This is a genomic window from Streptomyces sp. M41(2017), assembly GCF_002078175.1.
In the GTDB taxonomy this organism is placed as follows: domain Bacteria; phylum Actinomycetota; class Actinomycetes; order Streptomycetales; family Streptomycetaceae; genus Streptomyces.
The window spans coordinates 4050505-4069790 of sequence record NZ_MWFK01000001.1 but is presented as its reverse complement, the minus strand read 5'-3'; the positions used below and the strand labels follow the sequence as shown (position 1 = coordinate 4069790).

Sequence of the window (19286 nt, the reverse complement as noted above, 5' to 3'; positions counted from 1 at the left end):
GGACAGCCGTACGACCTGCCCGGGCCCCTTCGCCCAGCGGCCCGGGCACCTCATGTTGACCGGCCGGACCTGTGTCAGACGGCCCCCGCGCCGGTGAGCGCGCGCACCTCGATCTCGGCGTGCTTGGCCTCGTCCGGCGGCTCGTGCGAGGTGACCGTCCCGAGCCAGCCCGCCACGAAACCGAGGGGGATCGAGACGAGACCGGGGTTCTCCAGCGGGAAGTACTGGAAGTCCACACCCGGGAACAGCGATCCGGGACTCCCGGACACCACAGGCGACAACAGGACGAGCAGCAGCGAGGGCACGAGTCCGCCGTATACGGCCCACACGGCGCCGCGCGTCGTGAAGTTGCGCCAGAACAGGGAGTACAGCAGCACAGGAAGGTTCGCGGACGCGGCGACCGCGAAGGCGAGGCCCACCAGAAAGGCCACGTTCAGATCGCGGGCCAGGAGCCCCAGGGCGATGGCGACCACGCCGATCCCGACCGAGGCCGCACGCGCGACGGCGACCTCGCTGCGCGGCTTCGCGTTCCGCCGGCGCATGGTCGCGTACAGGTCGTGCGCCACCGCCGCCGAGGACGCGAGAGTGATTCCGGCGACGACCGCGAGGATGGTGGCGAAGGCGATGGCGGCGACGACCGCGAACAGAACCGTTCCACCCGTGGAGTTGACTCCGCCGCCGAGGTCGAGGGCCAGCAGCGGAACTGCGGTGTTGCCCGCCGCGTTCGACCCGCGGACCGCCTCAGGACCGACGATCGCCGCCGCGCCGAAGCCCAGCACGATGGTCATCAGATAGAAGCCGCCGATCAGTCCGATCGACCACACCACCGAGCGACGGGCGGCCCGTGCCGTCGGCACGGTGTAGAAGCGCGACAGGATGTGCGGCAGCCCTGCCGTCCCGAGCACCAGCGCGAGCCCGAGGCTCATGAAGTCGAAGCGCGCCGTCCAGTCCCCGCCGTACCGCAGCCCGGGCACGAGGAAGGCCTTGCCGTGCCCACTGCGCGCCGCGGCGGAACGCAGCAGGTCGTTGAAGTCCCCGTGGAACCGCACCAGGACGAGGACGGTGAGGACGACGGACCCGCCCAGCAGCAGAACCGCCTTGACGATCTGGATCCACGTGGTCGCCCGCATCCCTCCCATCGACACATAGATCACCATGAGCGCGCCCACCCCGATGACCGTCCAGTTCCGCGCCGCCTCGCTCGTGCCTCCGAGGAGCAGCGAGACCAGACTGCCCGCGCCCACCATCTGTGCCACCAGATAGAGAACGGACACCGTCACGGAGGAAGTTCCCGCCGCGATCCGCACCGGCCGCTCACTCATCCGGGCGGCGACGACGTCGGCGAGCGTGAACCGACCGCAGTTGCGCACCAGTTCGGCGACCAGGAACAGCACGACGAGCCAGGCCACCAGAAAGCCCACGACGTACAGCAGGCCGTCGTAGCCGTAGAGGGCGATGAGTCCGGTGACGCCGAGGAACGACGCGGCCGACATGTAGTCCCCGGAGATGGCAAAACCATTCTCCATCGGCGAGAACAACCGCCCGCCGGCGTAGAACTCCTCCGCCGAGCCATGCCGGTTGCGGCTCACCCACGTCGTGATGGCCAGCGTCACCGCCACGAACATGCTGAACAGCAGCAACGCCAGGGTCTGATGGTTCCCGCTCACCGGTCACCGCCTCTGACGTTGCGCGTCAGCTCCTGGGTGTCCCAGCGCAGGTCGAGCGCCGCCCGGTCCCTGCGCAACCGCGCGTGCCGTGCGTACGCCCAGGCCAGGACGAACGTCGTCAGGAACTGCCCGAGCCCCGCGACCAGCGCCACGTTCACCGCACCGGCCACCGGCCGCGCCATGAACCCCGGCGCTGTCGTCGCGGTCACCACATAGCCCACGTACCAAGGGAAGAAGACGGCGACGGCAGGGATCACGAACCTGCGGTACCGGCTGCGCACCTCCTGGAAAGCAGCACTTCGCTGCACCTCCAGATAGACGTCGGCCGCCCCGCCGGTCCGTCCTTCGTGCTCCGAGCGGGCGGGCGGCACGGCCGGAGCAGGTGCTCCCGTGCCGTCCAACTCACCCCAACCGGAAGCCAGCGCGTCGTACCAGGGGTCGTCGAACCGGACCTCCCCGGTGTCGCCGCCGTCGTGCTTCTCCACCGAACTCTCCTTGTCCGCGACCCGTTTCGGCCGCGTGCCCAAGGATGTGCAGATCGGGAAGATCCCGGACTCTTCTCTCCGCGCTCTTCACCCCATCAGGTGACTCAGCCCGCCGGTGGCCGTACGAGACCCTTCCCATAGGCGTAACGGACGGCTTGCGCACGGTCCTTGAGCCCCGTCTTGGCGAAGAGGTTGTTGATATGGGTCTTCACCGTGGCCGTGGACACATGGAGCGCCCGGGCGATCTCCTGGTTGCTGAGGCCTTCGGCGATCAGCAGGAGCACTTCCGTCTCGCGCGACGTGAGCCCGTCCGGCGCCTCCGGCGGCGGGCCCGGCTCCGGTTGCGGATCCGACAGGCGCTCCAGCAGTCTTCGTTGCACGCTCGGCGACAGGCCGGCGTCCCCGGAGAGCACGCTCTCCACGGCCCGCACGATCTCGTCGCCCCCGGCGTCCTTGGTGAGATAGCCGCGGGCCCCCGCTCTGAGTGCGGGGAACAACGACTCGTCGTCGGCGTACGTCGTCAGGACGACCACCTGCGTCCCGGGATGCTCGGACCGGATGCGCCGGGTCGCCTCGACCCCGTCGCAGCGCGGCATCCGCAGGTCCATCAGGACGACGTCCGGAGCGAGCCTGGCCACCAGCTCCACCGCTTCGTTCCCGTCACCAGCCGCGCCGACGACCTCGATCCCGGGCAGCAGGCCCAGCAGCATCACGATGCCCTCACGCACGACCGTCTGGTCGTCCGCCACGACGACTCGGGCCGGCTTCCCGCCTTCCTCCCGCTCGGTCATACGGGCACCCTCAACGTCACCACGAACCCCTCCTCGCCCGGGCCGGCCTCCAGCGAGCCGCCCAGCAGCTCGGCACGCTCCCGCATGCCCAGCAGACCGTACCCGGCTCCCGAACCACTCAGCTCGCCCGGCCTTCCTCCCGAGTCCCGGACATCCAGCGTCACTTCGTGCTCGCCGTAGTCCAGCCGGATGTGGACCTTGGCGCCCGGAGCGTGCTTGCGCACGTTCGTCAGCGCTTCCTGGGCGACCCGGCGCACCGCCTGCGACGCCTCCGCCGGCAGTAGCTGACGCTCGCCCGTCACCGTGACATCGGCGCGTTCATTGGTGGTGACGAGCTCGCCGAGAAAGTCCTCCACCGGAGACATCTCACCCCGGAGCGCCGAGAGCGCCTGCCGGGTTTCCGCGAGCCCCTCACGGGCCATGCCCCTGGCCGCCACGACTCGTTCCAGAACCGTCGCCTGGTCGGCACCTCTCTCGATCAGCAGCCGCGCCGCCTCGAGGTGCACCAGCTGCGCGGACAGGCTGTGCGCGAGCACGTCGTGGATCTCCCGGGCGATACGGGCGCGCTCGGCGAGCGCCGCCGACTCCGCCTCGGCCACACGAGCCGCACGCTCCTGGGCCAGCAGCCGCTGCGCGCTCCCCCGCGCCTCCGCGTCGAGGCGCACGACGTACCCGGCGAGGGCCAGGCCGACCGTGGTGGCCGCAGTCGTCAGCCAGGCGTCGTTGTTGACCGCCGCGAACGCGCACAGGGCTACGGCCGTGGCGGGCATCGCGTACGCGAGGGGCAGCCGTTCGATGGCATTGATGGCGCAGCCGCACAGCAGGACGAGAGACGCGATCCGGAACCCCACCCCCTGCCCCACCGTCGCGATCGTCAGCAGAGCGGCGAGCAGCCCCAGGGAGGGCAGTAGGCGGTTCTCCAGCGTGGTCCGCCAGAAGGCCCAGGCGAGGAACCCGCACACCACGATGCCCACGGCACCTCCGGCGAGGGCCCATCCGTTCAGCTCGGTGTTCGTGAGGGTCGTCGCGATGAGAATGCCGAGGGCGATGGATCGGGTGACGCGGCCGAGCACGCGGCGGGCCGTGTGCACGCCTTCTCGCGAGAGGGCCTCCCGGGAGGGCCAGCGTGTCCACGCGTTGTCGGTCACACGCGCTCCTTCCACCGGGCCTGCGCCACGCCGTCACCGTACGCCGAGGCCTGTCCGTACGCCGTCGGCCGCAGGGACTGCGCCCGCCACATCACCACTCCGGCACGAACCAGCAGGGTGGCCGCCAGCCCGAGCATCAGTGCGGCGGAGTCCTGGTGCACGCCCAGCAGCGCGCCCAGGCCGAAGAGGCCACCACGCAGGCATATCCCGCCGATCCAGATGGCCCCGCTCGCCTTGGTGCTCTTGCTCCACAGGGCTCCGTCCGGCTCGGCCCATATCCGGGTCGTCCACGCCCAGCCGGCTCCGATCGCCAGCCCCATGACCAGCTCGGTGCCCAGCAGTACGGACGCCTCGAGCTGGTGATGCGGGTCGATCAGGCCGGGTTCGCGCAGGGCGATGAAGGCGAGAACGGCGGGCACGAGCCACCACCGCCTGTCCGTGCCGATACGAGTGGCCCGGAACTGGCGCGCGATCACCAGGACGGCGACGGCGACGATCACGACTGCGTTCATGAGCCCGGACATGCAGGGCCTCCGTGGGCGAGGAGCGGATGTCGGCGGCGGGTGCTGCCGACATCCACGACGCTACGGAAATCGCCTGCTCAGCAAATCGGAGCCCAGGTGGATCGCGGGTGGATCCTCCATGCCCTCGCTCCTCCACCCACGGGTGGAGCCCCCGCCCCCGACCAACTCCCGGCCTGACGGAGGACGTGCTTCACCCCCGCCGCCCCTACCCGTCCCATCCCTGGGGCTCCGCCCCGGACCCCGCGCCTCAAACGCCGGAGGGCCCGAAATTCACGCCCGTACCCGGCACCCGACGAAAGGGACGCGCCCCGGCCGGCCGCTGCCCGCAGACGGCGTCCGGCGCGAGGGGCCGTGCCGGTACATCAGATGCCCGTCGGTCACGCCCGGATCGAGCAGCTCCCGCCTCTCGACCCACGTCTGATCCAACAGCGACGGGCGGATGTACCGGCACGGCCCCGACCCACCTACCGGACCGGAGCCGCACCGCCATCTCACCCGCAGGGCTATGCGTCGATGCGCGACCGGTCCAACGTCGCAGCCGAGCTGGAGATGAACTCCTTGCGCGGAGCCACATCGTTCCCCATCAGCAGGTCGAACACCTGCTCGGAAGCGTCCAGATCGGAGATGTTGATCCGTCGCAGGGTCCGGTACCGCGGATCCATCGTCGTCTCGGCCAGCTGATCGGCGTCCATCTCGCCGAGACCCTTGTACCGCTGGATCGAGTCCTTGTAGCGCACACCCTTGCGCTGGAACTCGAGCAGCGTGTCCCGCAGCTCACGGTCCGAGTACGTGTAGACGTACTTGTCCTGCCCCTTCTTGGGCTGACTGAGCTCGATCCGGTGCAGCGGCGGCACCGCGGCGAACACCCGCCCGGCCTCGACCATGGGCCGCATGTAGCGCTGGAAGAGGGTCAGCAGCAGGATCCGGATGTGCGCGCCGTCCACATCGGCGTCGACGAGAAGGATGATCTTCCCGTACCGCGCCGCGTCGATGTCGAAGGTCCGGCCCGACCCGGCTCCTATGACCTGGATGATCGCGCCGCACTCGGCGTTCTTCAGCATGTCCGTGACGGACGCCTTCTGAACGTTGAGGATCTTGCCGCGGATCGGCAGCAGCGCCTGGAACTCGGAGTTCCGAGCCAGCTTCGCCGTACCGAGCGCGGAGTCGCCCTCGACGATGAACAGTTCGCTGCGGCCCACGTCGTCGCTGCGGCAGTCGGCGAGCTTGGCGGGCAGCGAGGAGGACTCCAGGGCTGTCTTACGGCGCTGGGCGTCCTTGTGCTGACGGGCGGCGATCCGCGTCCGGGCGGCCGAGACGGCCTTCTCCATGACCACCCGGGCCTGAGCCGCGGCGTCACGCTTCGTGGTGGTCAGGAATGCCTTGAGTTCCTTGCTCACCACGTTCGTCACGATGCGGCGTGCCGCCGAGGTCCCGAGGACCTCCTTGGTCTGCCCCTCGAACTGGGGTTCGGCGAGGCGCACGGTGACGACTGCGGTGAGACCCTCCAGGGCGTCGTCCTTGACGATGTCGTCCTCGGCGACCCGGAGCATCTTCTTGGCCCGCAGGACCTCGTTCATCGTCTTGGCCACGGCCTGCTCGAAGCCGGCGACGTGGGTGCCGCCCTTGGGAGTGGCGATGATGTTCACGAAGGACTTGAGGGTCGTGTCGTACCCCGTGCCCCAGCGCAGCGCGACGTCGACGCCGAGTTCGCGGGTGACCTCGGTCGGGGTCATCTGCCCGTGGTCGTCGAGGACGGGAACCGTCTCCTTGAAGGAGCCCTGCCCGGAGAAGCGGAGCACGTCGCAGACCGGCTTGTCACTGGCCAGGTACTCGCAGAACTCGCTGATCCCGCCGTCGAAGCGGAACGACTCCTCGCCCTTGCTGCCGCCCTCACCGAGCCCGAACTCGTCACGGACGACGATGGTGAGTCCCGGGACCAGGAAAGCGGTCTGGCGGGCACGCTGGTGGAGATGGTCCAAGGAGAGCTTTGCGTCCTTGAGGAAGATCTGGCGGTCGGCCCAGTAGCGCACGCGCGTGCCGGTGCGGTTCTTCGGGATCCGCTTGACCTTGCGGAGCCCGGTCGTCGGGTCGAAGGCGGAGTCGGGCCCGTCGGCCTTGAAGGCTCCGGGGGTGCCCCGCCGGAAGCTCACCGCGTGCGTGTTGCCGCTGCGGTCCACCTCGACGTCCAGGCGGGCCGAGAGGGCGTTCACCACAGAGGCGCCCACGCCGTGCAGACCGCCGGAGGCCGCGTAGGAGCCGCCTCCGAACTTTCCGCCGGCGTGGAGCTTGGTCATGACGACCTCGACGCCGGAGAGCCCCGTCTTGGGCTCCACGTCGACGGGGATGCCACGGCCGTTGTCCTTCACCTCGACGGAGCCGTCGTCGTGAAGGATCACGTCGATGTGGTCGCAGTAGCCCCCGAGGGCCTCGTCCACGGAGTTGTCGATGATCTCCCAGAGGCAGTGCATCAGGCCACGACTGTCGGTCGAGCCGATGTACATGCCAGGGCGCTTGCGGACGGCTTCGAGCCCCTCAAGGACGAGCAGGTGCCGCGCGGTGTAGTTGGAACCGTCCCGGTCTGCTCCGGTCAGCAGCGCTGTGGACGGCACGGACGTCTCGGCGGTCACGCGGTTCGCTCCTCGCTGAATTTCAGGTGGGACCCTTTTGGGTAAGGGCCCGGCTTCGGTTGCCGCTCAGAGGGTACCGAGGCCTGGTAGAGCCGTTGTAACGCCACCCTCGCACTAAACTCACACTAGTCCAGGGTCGCATGGGTGTTCGATCCCTCGATGGAGTGAAGTACATATCACGTTCCCTTCGAGGCATGAACCATTTAGGCTCCGGGCACGTCCTCATGAACAACCGGCAACCCAGCCGGGCGGACAGACCCCCTGACAGACAGCGCGAACCCGTACAGACACGAAGACACGCAATACGGCTCATTCGCCGCCAACCGGCAGCAGACAACCGTCTCGAAAGAAAATTTCGAGGAAAAGCCGCGAGCGGGAACGTTTTCGGCCTGGTTGGATGTTGACCCTGGTACGACAGCTCGTCGAGCTAGAGAAGAGGCGACGTGACTACTGTTCTGACCCCCGCGAGCCCGCTGACGGCCGCTGACCGCTGCGACCGTTGCGGCGCCCAGGCATATCTGCGCGTCGTCCTCCTGAGCGGCGGAGAACTGCTCTTCTGCGCCCACCACGGTCGCAAGTTCGAGCCGGAACTCAAGAAGATCGCCGCTGAGATACAGGACGAGACGGAGCGGCTCACGTCCGCTCCCGAAAGCGTCAACGACGAAGAACACTGACCTTCGCATCAACGACGAGCGGGTGCCGGCGACAGGCCGGTGAGTGGGCGGCCGCTTCCTGGACTCCAGGGAGTGACCGCCCACACTCGTACCACGGCGCCTGAAGGCCTCAGTGAGCGGCTCCGAGCGCACGAGCGGCCTCGGACACCCGGGTGTACACGCCAGGGCTCCCAGGGCGCCCACAGCCGCTCCCCCAGGACACCAGGCCGATGAGACGCCCCTGGGCGACGAGCGGCCCGCCGCTGTCCCCCTGGCAGGCGTCACGGCCGCCGCCCGGTTCACCGGCGCACACCATGGACGCGGCGTCGTACGTGCCGTCCGCACTGCCCGGGTACGCCCGCCTGCAGGCGTCGTCGGACAGGACGTGTACGTCCGCGGCCCGCAGGCTGCGCGCGTAGTCGCCGCCGCCGGTCGTGTCGCCCCAGCCGTAGACCTTGGCGGCCGTCCCGGCCTCGTAGGCAGGGTGTCCCGAGGGGGCCATGCGGATCACCGCGGCGGCGGACAGCGGCTCCGACAGCGTCAGCACGCCGAAGTCGCCGGAGTTCGTGTAGGTGTCATAGTGCGGATTGATCCAGATGTCGCGTACCGGGATCTCCTTTCCGTCACTGGCCAGCAGGTCTCCGCGGCCGGCGATGACCTTCAGATCGCGAGCCTGACGGGGTGGCGAGCCCAGCACATCGCTGCCCAGACAGTGGGCGGCGGTCAGGACGGTGGTCGGGCCGATGACCACCCCTCCGCAGAACTGTCCCGCGCGCGTACCTCCGAACCGGTCACGGCTGGACAGCGCGACCGTCCAGGGACTGTCGGAGATCTGGACCGGGTAGCTGCCGACGACGATGCTGTCGACCGCCGCCTGGGCGGGCGAGGTCAGCGGTATCACCGCTGCGGCGGCCGCAAGGGCCAGGACGGAGGCAAAGGGACGACGCATGCGCGCTCCTCACACTGGGATGACCATGGAACACCCACAGTGATCCAGCGGACACGGGCACGCATGCCGCGCACATGCCGAGGGCCCGGCTCCCCTGTGGGGAACCGGGCCCTCCGTAACGTAAGGCCGAGGCCTAGTCGAGGTAGTCGCGCAGCACCTGGGAACGCGACGGGTGACGCAGCTTCGACATCGTCTTGGACTCGATCTGGCGGATCCGCTCACGGGTCACGCCGTACACCTTGCCGATCTCGTCGAGGGTCTTCGGCTGACCGTCGGTGAGACCGAAGCGCATCGAGACGACGCCCGCCTCGCGCTCGGACAGGGTGTCGAGAACCGAGTGCAGCTGCTCCTGGAGGAGCGTGAAGCTGACCGCGTCGGCCGGAACGACGGCCTCGGAGTCCTCGATGAGGTCACCGAACTCACTGTCACCGTCCTCACCCAGAGGGGTGTGCAGCGAGATGGGCTCACGGCCGTACTTCTGGACCTCGATGACCTTCTCAGGGGTCATGTCCAGTTCCTTGGCCAGCTCCTCCGGAGTGGGCTCGCGGCCCAGGTCCTGGAGCATCTGGCGCTGCACGCGCGCGAGCTTGTTGATGACCTCGACCATGTGCACCGGGATACGGATGGTGCGGGCCTGGTCGGCCATCGCGCGGGTGATCGCCTGACGGATCCACCACGTGGCGTACGTGGAGAACTTGTAGCCCTTGGTGTAGTCGAACTTCTCGACCGCGCGGATCAGACCGAGGTTGCCCTCCTGGATGAGGTCCAGGAAGAGCATGCCGCGGCCGGTGTAGCGCTTGGCCAGGGAGACCACCAGGCGGAGGTTGGCCTCCAGGAGGTGGTTCTTGGCGCGGCGCCCGTCCTCGGCGATGATCTCCAGCTCGCGCTTGAGCTTGGGGGCGAGCTTGTCGGCGTTGGCCAGCTTGTCCTCGGCGAACAGACCGGCCTCGATGCGCTTGGCGAGCTCGACCTCCTGCTCGGCGTTGAGCAGCGGGACCTTGCCGATCTGCTTCAGGTAGTCCTTGACCGGGTCGGCGGTGGCACCGGCGGCGGCGACCTGCTGCGCGGGCGCATCGTCCTCGTCCTCGTCGGACAGGACGAAGCCCTGGGCGCCGTCCTCGGTGGGCTCCTCGGTACCGGCCTTGGCCGGAGTCTCCTCGGTCGCCTCGTCGTCGCCGAGCTCGGCGTCGTCCTTCTTGGCGGTGGTCTTCTTGGCCGCGGTCTTCTTGGCGACCGTCTTCTTGGCGACGGCCTTCTTGGCCGTCGCCTTCTTGGCGGCAGTTGCCTTGACGGCGGACTCGTCCTCGGCCGGGTCGCCGGCGAGGCCGGCCGGAGCCGCGGTGGCGGTGGCCTTCTTGGCGGTCACCGTCTTCGCCGCCACCGTCTTGGTGGCGGTGCGCTTGGCCGGACTCTTCGCTGCGACGCTCTTTCGGGTGCGCTTGGGCTCCGCGGCACTGACCATCAGCGTCACACCCTCTTCCTCGAGGATCTGGTTGAGGCTGCGCAGTACGTTCTTCCACTGAGTGGCCGGAATCTGGTCAGCTTCGAAGGCCCGACGCACGTCATCGCCGGCGATCTGCCCCTCAGCCTTTCCCCGCTCAATGAGCGCCATGACAGAGACGGACTCGGCGATCTCCGGCGGGAGCGTACGGGATGTGCTGGCCGACACGAACAACCTCTCGGAACGTTGGAAAACGGCTTCCGGCCCCGTCCGCTGTGGACAGGAACCGACGACCGCCGACTTGGGGATGGGCCGACGGCGCGGGCGGGTGCCGGGGAGAGGGACAGCGCCATGAACGGCGTCTGTATTCCCTCCTCGACTATCACCTCTTAGGTCATCGCGCTGCCCGGTTGAGCGTTACGCCCAATCTACGTGGCCCGAGTCACACCCCGTAAGCGCTCAAAAGAGGTCGGATGCGGTCAGACCAGGTCAGTCCATGGTCCATCGCGCAGTCACACCGTCGGGACCTTGCCGGATCGGGGAAGGATCCGGCAAGGTCCCGACGGTAGAGGGAGATGGCTTCGCCGACCGATCGACGCCCCGGACACGCACACACCCCGGACCGCGTCACCCTCGGTGCGCGATCAGTGCTCGCGCGGAGCGGGCACGACGCGCTCCACCTCGGGGTGGACGGTCAGCAGCTGCCGCATCGCCGTCTCGGCAGCAGTGCCGTCGGCGGCGGCCAGGGCGTCCACGATGCGACCGTGGTGCCCCAGGGATGCCTCGTTCGGTCGGTCACAGCCGGTGATCGGAGCTCCGGAGACCTGCAGAGCGGACGACACGATCCCGGAGAGGTGTTCCAGCATCCGGTTGCCCGCGAGCTGGATGAGCAGCGAGTGGAACTCGGCATCGGCCCGCGAGAACGTCAGGGAGTCACCCTGCGACATGGCGTGGCCCATGATCTCGACCATGTCGCCGAGCCTCTGCTGGATGTCCTCGCGTCCGTGTCCGGCGGCGAGGCGCGCGGCGAGCGGCTCGATGGTCCAGCGGAGCTCGGCCAGCTCGCGACGCTGGTCGTCCCGCTGGGGGCCGAAGGCGCGCCACTCGATGATGTCCGGGTCCAGAAGATTCCAGTCACTGACGGGACGCACGCGCGTGCCCACGTTCGGGCGGGCACTGACCAGCCCCTTGGCCTCAAGGACGCGGAGGGACTCACGGACGACGGTCCGGGACACCTCGAATCGCTGGCCGATCTCCTCGGGCACGAGCGGACGGTCCGCGCCGAGGTCTCCGGAGACGATCATCTGACCGAGCTGCTGGACGAGTTGGCCGTGCAGCCCGCGTCCGCGGCTGCCCGCCGCGCGCCGGCCGACGCGGCCCAGCTCGGGCTCGGCGCTCTCCCACACGGGGGGACTCACGCGGTCGACACCGGGAGCTTCGGCATAGGGGTAACGGTCGAGTTCGCCCGGGCCTGCCAGGCCGGAGTCGGAGGAGCGGGCGGCGGTCATCATGGTCTGCGCAAGGGTACTCACGGGTCTTTTGTCGGCGTGCTCCCCAACTCCCTTGAGGTCTTTGGTGAAAAGCACACGAAAGGGTGATCGCTCACCCCGTCGCAATTGACGCCTTATCGGAAAGAAATGGGCGTTCTTCGGGGAGTTGTGTACACAGCAGGAACGGAAGGGTCCGGACGGTCGTCACCGGACCCGGCTCCGCAGGGTCGTGAGCAGATATGCGCAGAGCAGAGCCGTCAGCGACAACGTCAGAGCGCCGCCCACAGGTTGGGCGAGCACCTCCACGCCGGCCGCCAGATACCGCCCCCCGCCGAACGGCCACTGCACCAGAACCAGCTCCCGCAACCGCTCCGAGAACCCGGCCGCCGTCCGCACAGACGGGCCCTGCATGACCTTTTGTACGAGTGGTACGACGACGATCGGCACGGCGAGAACCGCGGCGAGTCCGGCCGGCGTCGAGCGGAAGATTCCGGCGGCCAGTACACCGGCCCACGCGCACCCGACCACGAGCCCGATCCAACTGGCGCCCAGGGAGAGCCAGTCAGCGGGAACGCTCGTGAGCTCCCGTCCGTAGACGAGATAGAGCATCTCGAGGTCGCACCCGACGGTGAGGACGGCGAGCAGCAGGGCGATGGCGGAGGCGACGAGGAGTTTGGCGGTGAGCAGTCCCAGCCGACGGGGGACGGTGCCGCGATCCGTGGCCAGGGCGGGGTGACGGAACTCCTCTCCGAACGCGAGGGCGCCCAGCAGCCCGGCGCCCAGTGCAGCCGGCGGCAGCGGAAGTTCCAGCGGCCAGGCGGCCAGCAGTCGCGCCTGGGGCGTGTGACCGATGCGGGCGAGGAGCACGGAAAGGACGGCCGAGGTGATGAGTACGACCGCCGCGGTGAGATAGCCGGTGCCGACCCCGGCGGACCGGCGCAGTTCGTAGCGCAGGGGGCGCAGCGGACCCGGGGCGTGGCGTACGGCGATGGGCGGCGGCAGGAGCGAAGGGCCGCTCTCGGCCGGTGTTCGGGCGGGACGCGATGGCCGGGTCCGCGACTCGTCCGCCTCACCGCTCGGCTGCTCCTCCTCCCCATCTGGCGCCTGCTCCCGCGTTTCGGGGGGATGCGCCGACGAGGGCCCCATGTCACCCACCTCGTCCGCGAGTTGGTGGACAAGGATGCCGTTCCGGAAGGCGGCCTCTCCGACATCGGCGCAGGTGCTGCCGTACACCGAGAGCCGGTTCCCCTCCTCGCGCACCACTTCGACGGAGCGTTGCGTGGTGCGGGCCTCCCTGGTCAGGAGTGCGCCGAGCCGGGCGGCGTGCGGGCTGCGCACGATCACGCGCGGACGCAGTCGGGTGCGGGCGAAGTCCGCGGCCTCCTGGTCCGCGACGAGCCGTCCGCGGTCCAGGGTGACGACCCGGTCGGCGGTCCGGGCGGCCTCCTTGGGGTCGTTCGTGGTGAACAGCACCGTGCCGCCCTGCGCCGCGTGGGCGCGCAGAATCCCGTGCAACCAGCGGGCCTCTCGAGGAGAGAGGCCGTCCGCCGGATCGTCGAGCACGAGGGTGTGCGGGTCGGACAGGAGCGCGGAGGCCAGCCCGAGGCGGCGGTCCATGCCGCGGGAGAGCGTGCTCAGCCGCTCGTCGCGGAGGCTGACGAGGCCCACCACTTCGAGCACTTCGTCCGCTCTGCGCACGGGCACGCCGACGGCGGCGCACAGCATGCGGAGTTGACCTCGCACCGTGCGGGCCGGATGGCCGGGCACCTCACCCATGACGACGCCGACCTCGCGGGACGGATGGGCGATCCGGTGCAGCGGGCGTCCCCGGAAGTAGGTGATTCCGCGGCCCTGTTGGAGTTCGAGCATGAGCTTCAACGCCGTCGTATTGCCCGAGTCCGGGGCTCCGAGAAGCGCTGTGACACGGCCCGCGTGCGCATCGAAGGACACGTCGTCGACGGCGGGCGGGTGCTCCTTGCGGGTGTTGCTGGTCAGTCCGATGGCCTGGATCACCCAAAGCAAGATAGCGCGACATAAAGGAAATTCCGGGCACCATGCGGTTCATCGCGGACCTGCTTCATGGCACTGGCGAGTATGTCGAGGCGCAGAACCCCGAAACGGCGTCCGCTCCCCGCCCGTCAGACCTCGGGGCGCAGCATCGGCGGGTTGAGGAGGGTGGCGCCGCCGGCGCGGAACAACTGGGCGGGGCGGCCGCCCTGGCGGGTGGTCGTGCCGCCTGTGGGCACCAGGAAGCCCGGCGTGCCGGTCACCTTGCGATGGAAGTTGCGCGGGTCCAGCACCACGCCCCACACCGCCTCGTAGACACGGCGCAGCTCGCCGACCGTGAACTCGGTCGGGCAGAAAGCAGTCGCCAGGGACGAGTATTCGATCTTGGAGCGGGCTCGCTCCACGCCGTCCGAGAGGATCTGGGTGTGGTCGAAGGCGAGGGGTGCGACCTGTTCCCCGTCCCGCCCGTACCCGCCCTGCTGGAGAAGCTCCTCGACCGGCGCCCAGCGGGCGCTGTTCGCGTCGCCGCCGGCCCGGGGCGCGGGCAGATCGGGGGCCAGCGCCAGGTGCGCGACACTGACCACCCTCATCCGGGGATCCCGCTTGGGGTCGCCATAGGTCGCGAGCTGTTCGAGGTGCGCGCCGTTGTCCTGGGTGGGCAGGGAAGGGTCATGGGCACTCAGGCCGGTCTCCTCGGCCAGTTCGCGCGCCGCGGCCTGGGCGAGATCCTCGTCGTCCCGTACGAATCCGCCGGGCAGCGCCCACCGTCCCTGGAAGGGCTGCTCCCCCCGCCGTACCGCCAACGCGCACAGGGCATGGCGGCGCACGGTCAGCACGACCAGGTCCACGGTCACGGCGAAGGGCGGAAAGGCTGACGGGTCGTAGGGCATGCCGCGATCATAGTCGTCTGCCTGACGATAAACACCTCGTTCGTCAGCTCCGACCACGGATGATCGACTTCTGTCCGGTAACACCCCTCGGCCGTCGAGGGCCCCCGACGCCGTACGCGTTCCGGGGCATGTCACAGTCCCAACTGCAGCCCGTCACCTGCCTCCTCGACCATGGCGAGTCCCAGTCTGCTGACGCGCACGGAGAAGGGCGCGCCCGAGACCCGCAGGCCGGTGAGCCCGATCTCGCCCAGAGGCGCAGCTCGGAACGGACGCAGGGTGACCGTCCCGGCGGGCGCATCGGGGCGGATTCCGGCGAGTGTGCTGAGCAGCAGTACCGCGGCCGCCGCGGAGACGGCCGCCGGCCGTGACGCGGCCGGGTGCGGGAGCGGGGCGCTGCCTTCCGTCCGCTGCTCTCCGGCGTACATGTCCGGGAGGCGGTGCCCGAAGCACTGGGCAGCCGCGAAGGCGCCGCACAGCAGCGAGGCCGCCTCCTTCTCATGGCCCGCGGCGGCAAGCCCGGCGACCGCCACAGCTGTCTCCTGGACGCGCACGGCCCCCGCGCGGTGACCGAACGGGTTGTACGCCGTTTCCTTCGCCCCCAGGCTGCGCAGCCCCCAGCCGGAGTCCATGGCCGGGCTTCCGAGCAGGCGGGCGAGCTGTTCGGTGCGCACCTTGTCGAGCAGGCCGGGAGCCGCCTCACCGGAGCCGAGCAGTCCGGTGTCGAGGAGATGGGCGGCACTCGAGCCGAGCTGGGGCGCGAGACGCCCGTCCTGTGCCCGGGCGGCGGCCGGTCTGCCTCCGCCCAGGTCATCGGCCCAGAAGTCGGCACGGAAGGCCGTCCGCATGTCCTGAGCCCACTGCCGAAGTCCCAGACCTCCCGTCCGGCCGTACGTGTCGAGCAGATCGGCGCCGAGCAGAGCCGCTCGGTGGGCGTGAGCCTGGGTCTCGCAGCGAAGGGGTCCGGTCGGCTGTGCGTCGGAGAGATACGTGCCGTCGCCGACCGTGGTCCGCAGCCATTCGAGGCAGCGCTCGGCCGCAGGGAGCAGTTCCTCCACCTCCTGTTCCGGGAGTCCCCATCGCCGAGCCTCCGCGAGAAGCACCGGGAAGAGGAGCGTCGCCTCGGTCGCCGTGCACCCGGGCGGCAGGTGTGGTCCCGCGTCCCGCAGCGGCCCCGGGATCAGCCCGGCACGCGGTCCGGGGCCTGTGAGCTGGGTGCGGGCCAGGGTTCGCAGGGTGCCGACTGCCAGACGCGTCCCGAGGGGCAACGTCATCCGGGCCGCCACCAGGGCGTCGGCCGGTGCCAGCCCGCACCGCCACGGCGCGCCCGCCGCGAGGTGGATGTCGGACGGGTGCCGGGGGTCGCGCAGCAGCAACGCCTGAAGATCCTCGACCGACGTCCGCAGGAGGGCTTCCGCGCCGAGCTTGTCGCTCACTGCCCGCGCCGGGGAGAACGGGCTCGCGGCGCCCCGGCCGACGGCTCTGATCGGTCCCGCTCCGTCGAGGCGGACCCGCAGCTCCACGCTCCACGTGCCGCCGGGCGGCAGTTCGACCTCCCACCGCAACAGTCCCGCCGAGGCCAGTGCGTCGGCCGGCGGCGGATCGGCGGTCACCGCAACGTGTCCCGCGGCGGAGGACCAGCGGAGTCCGGCGGCATGGACGCTGGGTGCCAGCTCGGGGCCCGGGCGGCCGGAGGCGATGGAGCCCAGTTCCGCGAGATCCGTCCCGAGGGCGATCTCGACGGGCAGGCGCAGTGTGCGCGGCGACGAACTCCGCAGGGTGATCCGCTCGGTTCCGTCCGCATGGCGTGTCCGCTCGACGACCACGTCCGGGTCGGGCCCCGCGTCGGGAGCCACCCGAAGGGTGCCCACGAAGCGGGCCACGTCCGCCGCGACCATGCGTGCCTGCACGGGGAGTGGCTCCCTGCCGGCGACACTCAGTCGGCAGCGCGCCAGGAGGCGCCGCCCCGCCCGATAGATCCCCTCCAGTCCGCGGCCGCTCAGCTGCCCCTCGTCCGTCGAGACGGCCAGGTCCGGAAGTGCGACGCAGATCAGGGCGGTGTGGGCGGGCGGCAGCACCCCCGTCCGACCGGGTCCTCCAAGGGGTGCCTGTGGAGCGGTCGGGCCGCGCCCGCCTGGAAGGGAAAGCGGCCCGGTGTCCCGGATGCCCGCTCGGGTGACCCCCGGGTCACCCGCGCGTCTGACGGCTTGCGCGGTGTCGGTCGCGGACGGACGGACGTCGTCGGGGGCAGAGGACGGACTGGTCATGGGCATCGGATGGCTTCCTCCGCGCTCGGTGCGCCTGGAACGCGTTCGGCGCCTGATGGGTGGCGCCGCGGATTCGGGGGGTGACGCTGCGGCGCAACCCGGCCCCGGACTCCGCCACTCAGGTGAACGGGGCAGCCCCGCCCCGGGTCACGCTTTCGCCCCCTCAGCCGACCGAATGGCGGCGGGCAGGGCGTTGGCGGACTCCCGCCGCCCTGAGTCGTGGGGCCATCGCCTGCCCCGGGCGAGCACAGGACGTCTTCACGGGCGGGGCCTCACTGCTCCGCCGACCTCTCGACCATCTCCGGCCGCGAGGGATAAAGGCTCCTGTGTCCTCCGCACGCGCACTCCCCGCTCCCGCCGCCACCCAGCTCACCCGTCCTCTTCCGCGCCTCGCCCGCCTCCGTCACCACCCGACGCGTGCAGCTGCCCGTCCGCCTTGTCGCCTGCTCGTCCCGGTCGATCTCCGACTCGGGAAGGCTGGACCGGACGGCTCCGCTGGCCGCCTGCCGCTCCAGGACCGCGGCGGGGCGGCCGGACACTGGCGCTCACGCTCATACGGGTACGCCGGCGGCGCCGCGAGGCTGGTGACGGGGCCGCGCCGAGCCCATGGGATTCCCCTTCCAGGTCCGGCTCCGCGTCCGCCGGGGAACGGGGCGCGCCGGGATCGGGTGACTGGACGTTCCGCACCGGCCCGCGACCGGTTCGTTCCGCGCGGAGGCAGCGGCGGATGGACTCCGGATCCAGGCCCTCGTTGCACGCCTGGTGCAGGAGACGCGCGAACAGGTAGTCGGGGTCGGAGCCGAGGGCCATCGCGAGTGCCTCTCGGGCCTCCAGTTCGTCGCCGGTGGACCAGGCGACCCATCCGGCGAGGGTGAGGGGTGCGGCCGCGTGCTCGCGGTAGGGGCCGACGCAGCGGCGGGCCAGCGCGCGCCACAGGCGCAGGGCCGGACCTGCTTCGTCGCCCTCCATCCACTCCGCGGCGCGGTCGCGGGTCGCGCGGTCCTGGAGGGCGAGGATCAGTGTTGCGGCTTCCTCGTCCTCCAGGAGTCCGTCGTCACGCAGATCGGCCGGACGCATCCCGGGCACCGCGGGAGCGGCCGCCAGTCGGTCCCTGATCCGGCGGGCCAGTGCGAGGGCTTCCTCGGCCACCCCGGCGCGGCCTGCGTCGTCCAGGATCCTCGGGACGATCGCCATGCTGGCGGTGTCGAGGGCCACCTCCTGTCCCGGCGCGGCGGTGGTCTCCCAGGGAGTGAGCCTGGCCGTCAGCTCCCGCAGGGAACCGCGCACCTGAAGACCCGCATAGGTCGCGGCAGCGGCCAGGACGGACGTGCCGGGAAGCCCCATCGACGAGCCCTCCGGCGGACAGCACCCCTGGCCGGGGCAGGTGTACGACCAGAAGCGGCCGTCGGAGATGCAGAGCGCCTCGATGACCGGAACGTCGAGTCGTCCGGAGGCTGTGCGGAGCAACTGGGCGAGTGGGCGGAGCCGCTCCATGACGTCGTGCCCCGACTCACCCGATCCGGGTTCCTGGCACAGGTAGGCGACCATGCTCTCGGGCCGGGCTCCGCGCCGCTCGCTTCCTTTGATCAGGCCCTGTGTCAGCTGTTCGGAGACGGACGGCCAGTCCTCCTCGTTCGCGGGGATGCCCAGGCGGGCCCGGCCACCGATCCTGCCCCGGCGCTCCCGGTCGTGCAGTGCGACCAGCACGATGCTGTCCTCGGGGCGGTACCCCAGGAGATAGGGCAGCGCGTCGGCCAGCTCCGCCGGGGTCCGCAGGGTCACCTGATGCGTGACCTCGTGTTGCCCACCAGCAGCATCGGGGAGCGTCGGCAGGCCTCGATTCTTCGTCTCGGCGGGAATCGCCGGCCGGCCCGAGATCGCGGCGCCGGCCGCCCCGGCTACGTCATCGGCGCCCGTCGGACCGTCCTGATGACCGCCGTCAGCGGCCTGGCCCGTGGTTTGTACGCGCTCTGCGCCGGAACCATTGGCGCCGCCGACGGCGGCCGAGCGTCCGGAGTGCTCAGGCGGAACGGAGTCGTCGCAGGCCGAGCGAGCGTGCGGGAGGCTCCAGCCGTCGGAGGCAGTTCGGTGACGCATCCGGTGTCGGCCACCCTGTACGCCGCCCGCGGTCGGCCAGTCGTGCGTGCGGCCGGCGTCGGGAGCGCCCTGCACTTCGCTGTTCTCGTCACCGGACGTGTCGGTCGCTTCGTCGTGATTCGTCATGCGGTGACCATCTCGCGGATCTTGGGATTCCGTTTTTGGCTGTGGATAACCATGGCCATGATCACGCCAAGGGTTGTCCACAGGTGGACGGTCTCGTTCGCGGTTTGTCCGACCCATCGGGTTGCAT

Annotated in this window: 14 protein-coding genes; 1 reads left to right on the top strand and 13 read right to left on the bottom strand. The window is 70.3% G+C overall.

From position 1 onward, the window contains the following. Positions 1-74: 74 nt before the first annotated feature. The 6 genes from B0675_RS17900 to B0675_RS17875 form a co-directional block, all read right to left on the bottom strand. On the bottom strand, positions 75-1667 hold the full coding sequence (locus B0675_RS17900; protein WP_081219817.1) for a cation acetate symporter: 1593 nt from the start codon (positions 1665-1667) through the stop codon (positions 75-77). Beyond that, positions 1664-2152, bottom strand: a complete 489-nt coding sequence (locus B0675_RS17895; RefSeq protein ID WP_081219816.1) for a DUF485 domain-containing protein — start codon at positions 2150-2152, stop codon at positions 1664-1666. Before B0675_RS17895 ends, B0675_RS17900 begins: the two co-directional genes overlap by 4 nt. Before the next feature lie 104 nt (positions 2153-2256). Continuing rightward, positions 2257-2943: a response regulator transcription factor gene (locus tag B0675_RS17890; protein ID WP_081219815.1), complete on the bottom strand. Its 687-nt coding sequence runs from the start codon at positions 2941-2943 to the stop codon at positions 2257-2259. Further along, entirely contained in the window at positions 2940-4091 is a 1152-nt protein-coding gene (locus B0675_RS17885; RefSeq protein WP_081219814.1) for a histidine kinase, read from the bottom strand. Before B0675_RS17885 ends, B0675_RS17890 begins: the two co-directional genes overlap by 4 nt. Beyond that, entirely contained in the window at positions 4088-4615 is a 528-nt protein-coding gene (locus B0675_RS17880; protein ID WP_081219813.1) for a CcdC protein domain-containing protein, read from the bottom strand. Before B0675_RS17880 ends, B0675_RS17885 begins: the two co-directional genes overlap by 4 nt. Positions 4616-5118: 503 nt before the next feature. Continuing rightward, positions 5119-7242 (bottom strand): DNA topoisomerase IV subunit B, encoded by a 2124-nt coding sequence (locus B0675_RS17875; protein ID WP_081219812.1) that lies wholly within the window; start codon positions 7240-7242, stop codon positions 5119-5121. A 443-nt stretch (positions 7243-7685) separates the two neighbouring features. Between B0675_RS17875 and B0675_RS17870 the strand changes: the two genes are divergently transcribed. Next, positions 7686-7916 (top strand): hypothetical protein, encoded by a 231-nt coding sequence (locus tag B0675_RS17870; RefSeq protein ID WP_081219811.1) that lies wholly within the window; start codon positions 7686-7688, stop codon positions 7914-7916. A 109-nt stretch (positions 7917-8025) separates the two neighbouring features. Here the strand turns inward: B0675_RS17870 and B0675_RS17865 are convergent, their stop codons facing one another. From B0675_RS17865 to B0675_RS17835, 7 genes are all read right to left on the bottom strand, one after another. Then, entirely contained in the window at positions 8026-8844 is an 819-nt protein-coding gene (locus tag B0675_RS17865) for a serine protease (protein ID WP_081219810.1), read from the bottom strand. Between the two features lie 133 nt (positions 8845-8977). Continuing rightward, entirely contained in the window at positions 8978-10513 is a 1536-nt protein-coding gene (locus B0675_RS17860) for an RNA polymerase sigma factor (protein ID WP_107482809.1), read from the bottom strand. Between the two features lie 416 nt (positions 10514-10929). Beyond that, positions 10930-11817, bottom strand: coding sequence for an FCD domain-containing protein (locus tag B0675_RS17855; RefSeq protein WP_081219808.1), 888 nt, complete (start codon positions 11815-11817; stop codon positions 10930-10932). A gap of 162 nt (positions 11818-11979) precedes the next feature. Then, positions 11980-13788, bottom strand: a complete 1809-nt coding sequence (locus B0675_RS17850; RefSeq protein WP_081219807.1) for an ABC transporter ATP-binding protein — start codon at positions 13786-13788, stop codon at positions 11980-11982. A 125-nt stretch (positions 13789-13913) separates the two neighbouring features. Continuing rightward, on the bottom strand, positions 13914-14672 hold the full coding sequence (locus B0675_RS17845; RefSeq protein ID WP_081219806.1) for an NUDIX hydrolase: 759 nt from the start codon (positions 14670-14672) through the stop codon (positions 13914-13916). 131 nt (positions 14673-14803) lie between these two features. After that, positions 14804-16744 carry a glycogen debranching N-terminal domain-containing protein gene (locus B0675_RS17840; RefSeq protein ID WP_107482808.1) on the bottom strand — a complete coding sequence of 647 codons (1941 nt, stop codon included), beginning with the start codon at positions 16742-16744 and terminating at the stop codon, positions 14804-14806. Between the two features lie 561 nt (positions 16745-17305). Further along, positions 17306-19159, bottom strand: a complete 1854-nt coding sequence (locus B0675_RS17835; RefSeq protein ID WP_241539807.1) for a DUF4192 domain-containing protein — start codon at positions 19157-19159, stop codon at positions 17306-17308. Between the last annotated feature and the right edge of the window lie 127 nt (positions 19160-19286).

What these genes read in the sequence shown, in the direction of transcription:
- B0675_RS17890 (WP_081219815.1), bottom strand. Translation starts at nt 2,943, where the DNA reads ATGACCGAGCGGGAGGAAGGCGGGAAGCCGGCCCGAGTCGTCGTGGCG.
- B0675_RS17880 (WP_081219813.1), bottom strand. Translation starts at nt 4,615, where the DNA reads ATGTCCGGGCTCATGAACGCAGTCGTGATCGTCGCCGTCGCCGTCCTG.
- B0675_RS17865 (WP_081219810.1), bottom strand. Translation starts at nt 8,844, where the DNA reads ATGCGTCGTCCCTTTGCCTCCGTCCTGGCCCTTGCGGCCGCCGCAGCG.
- B0675_RS17845 (WP_081219806.1), bottom strand. Translation starts at nt 14,672, where the DNA reads ATGCCCTACGACCCGTCAGCCTTTCCGCCCTTCGCCGTGACCGTGGAC.
- B0675_RS17835 (WP_241539807.1), bottom strand. Translation starts at nt 19,159, where the DNA reads ATGACGAATCACGACGAAGCGACCGACACGTCCGGTGACGAGAACAGC.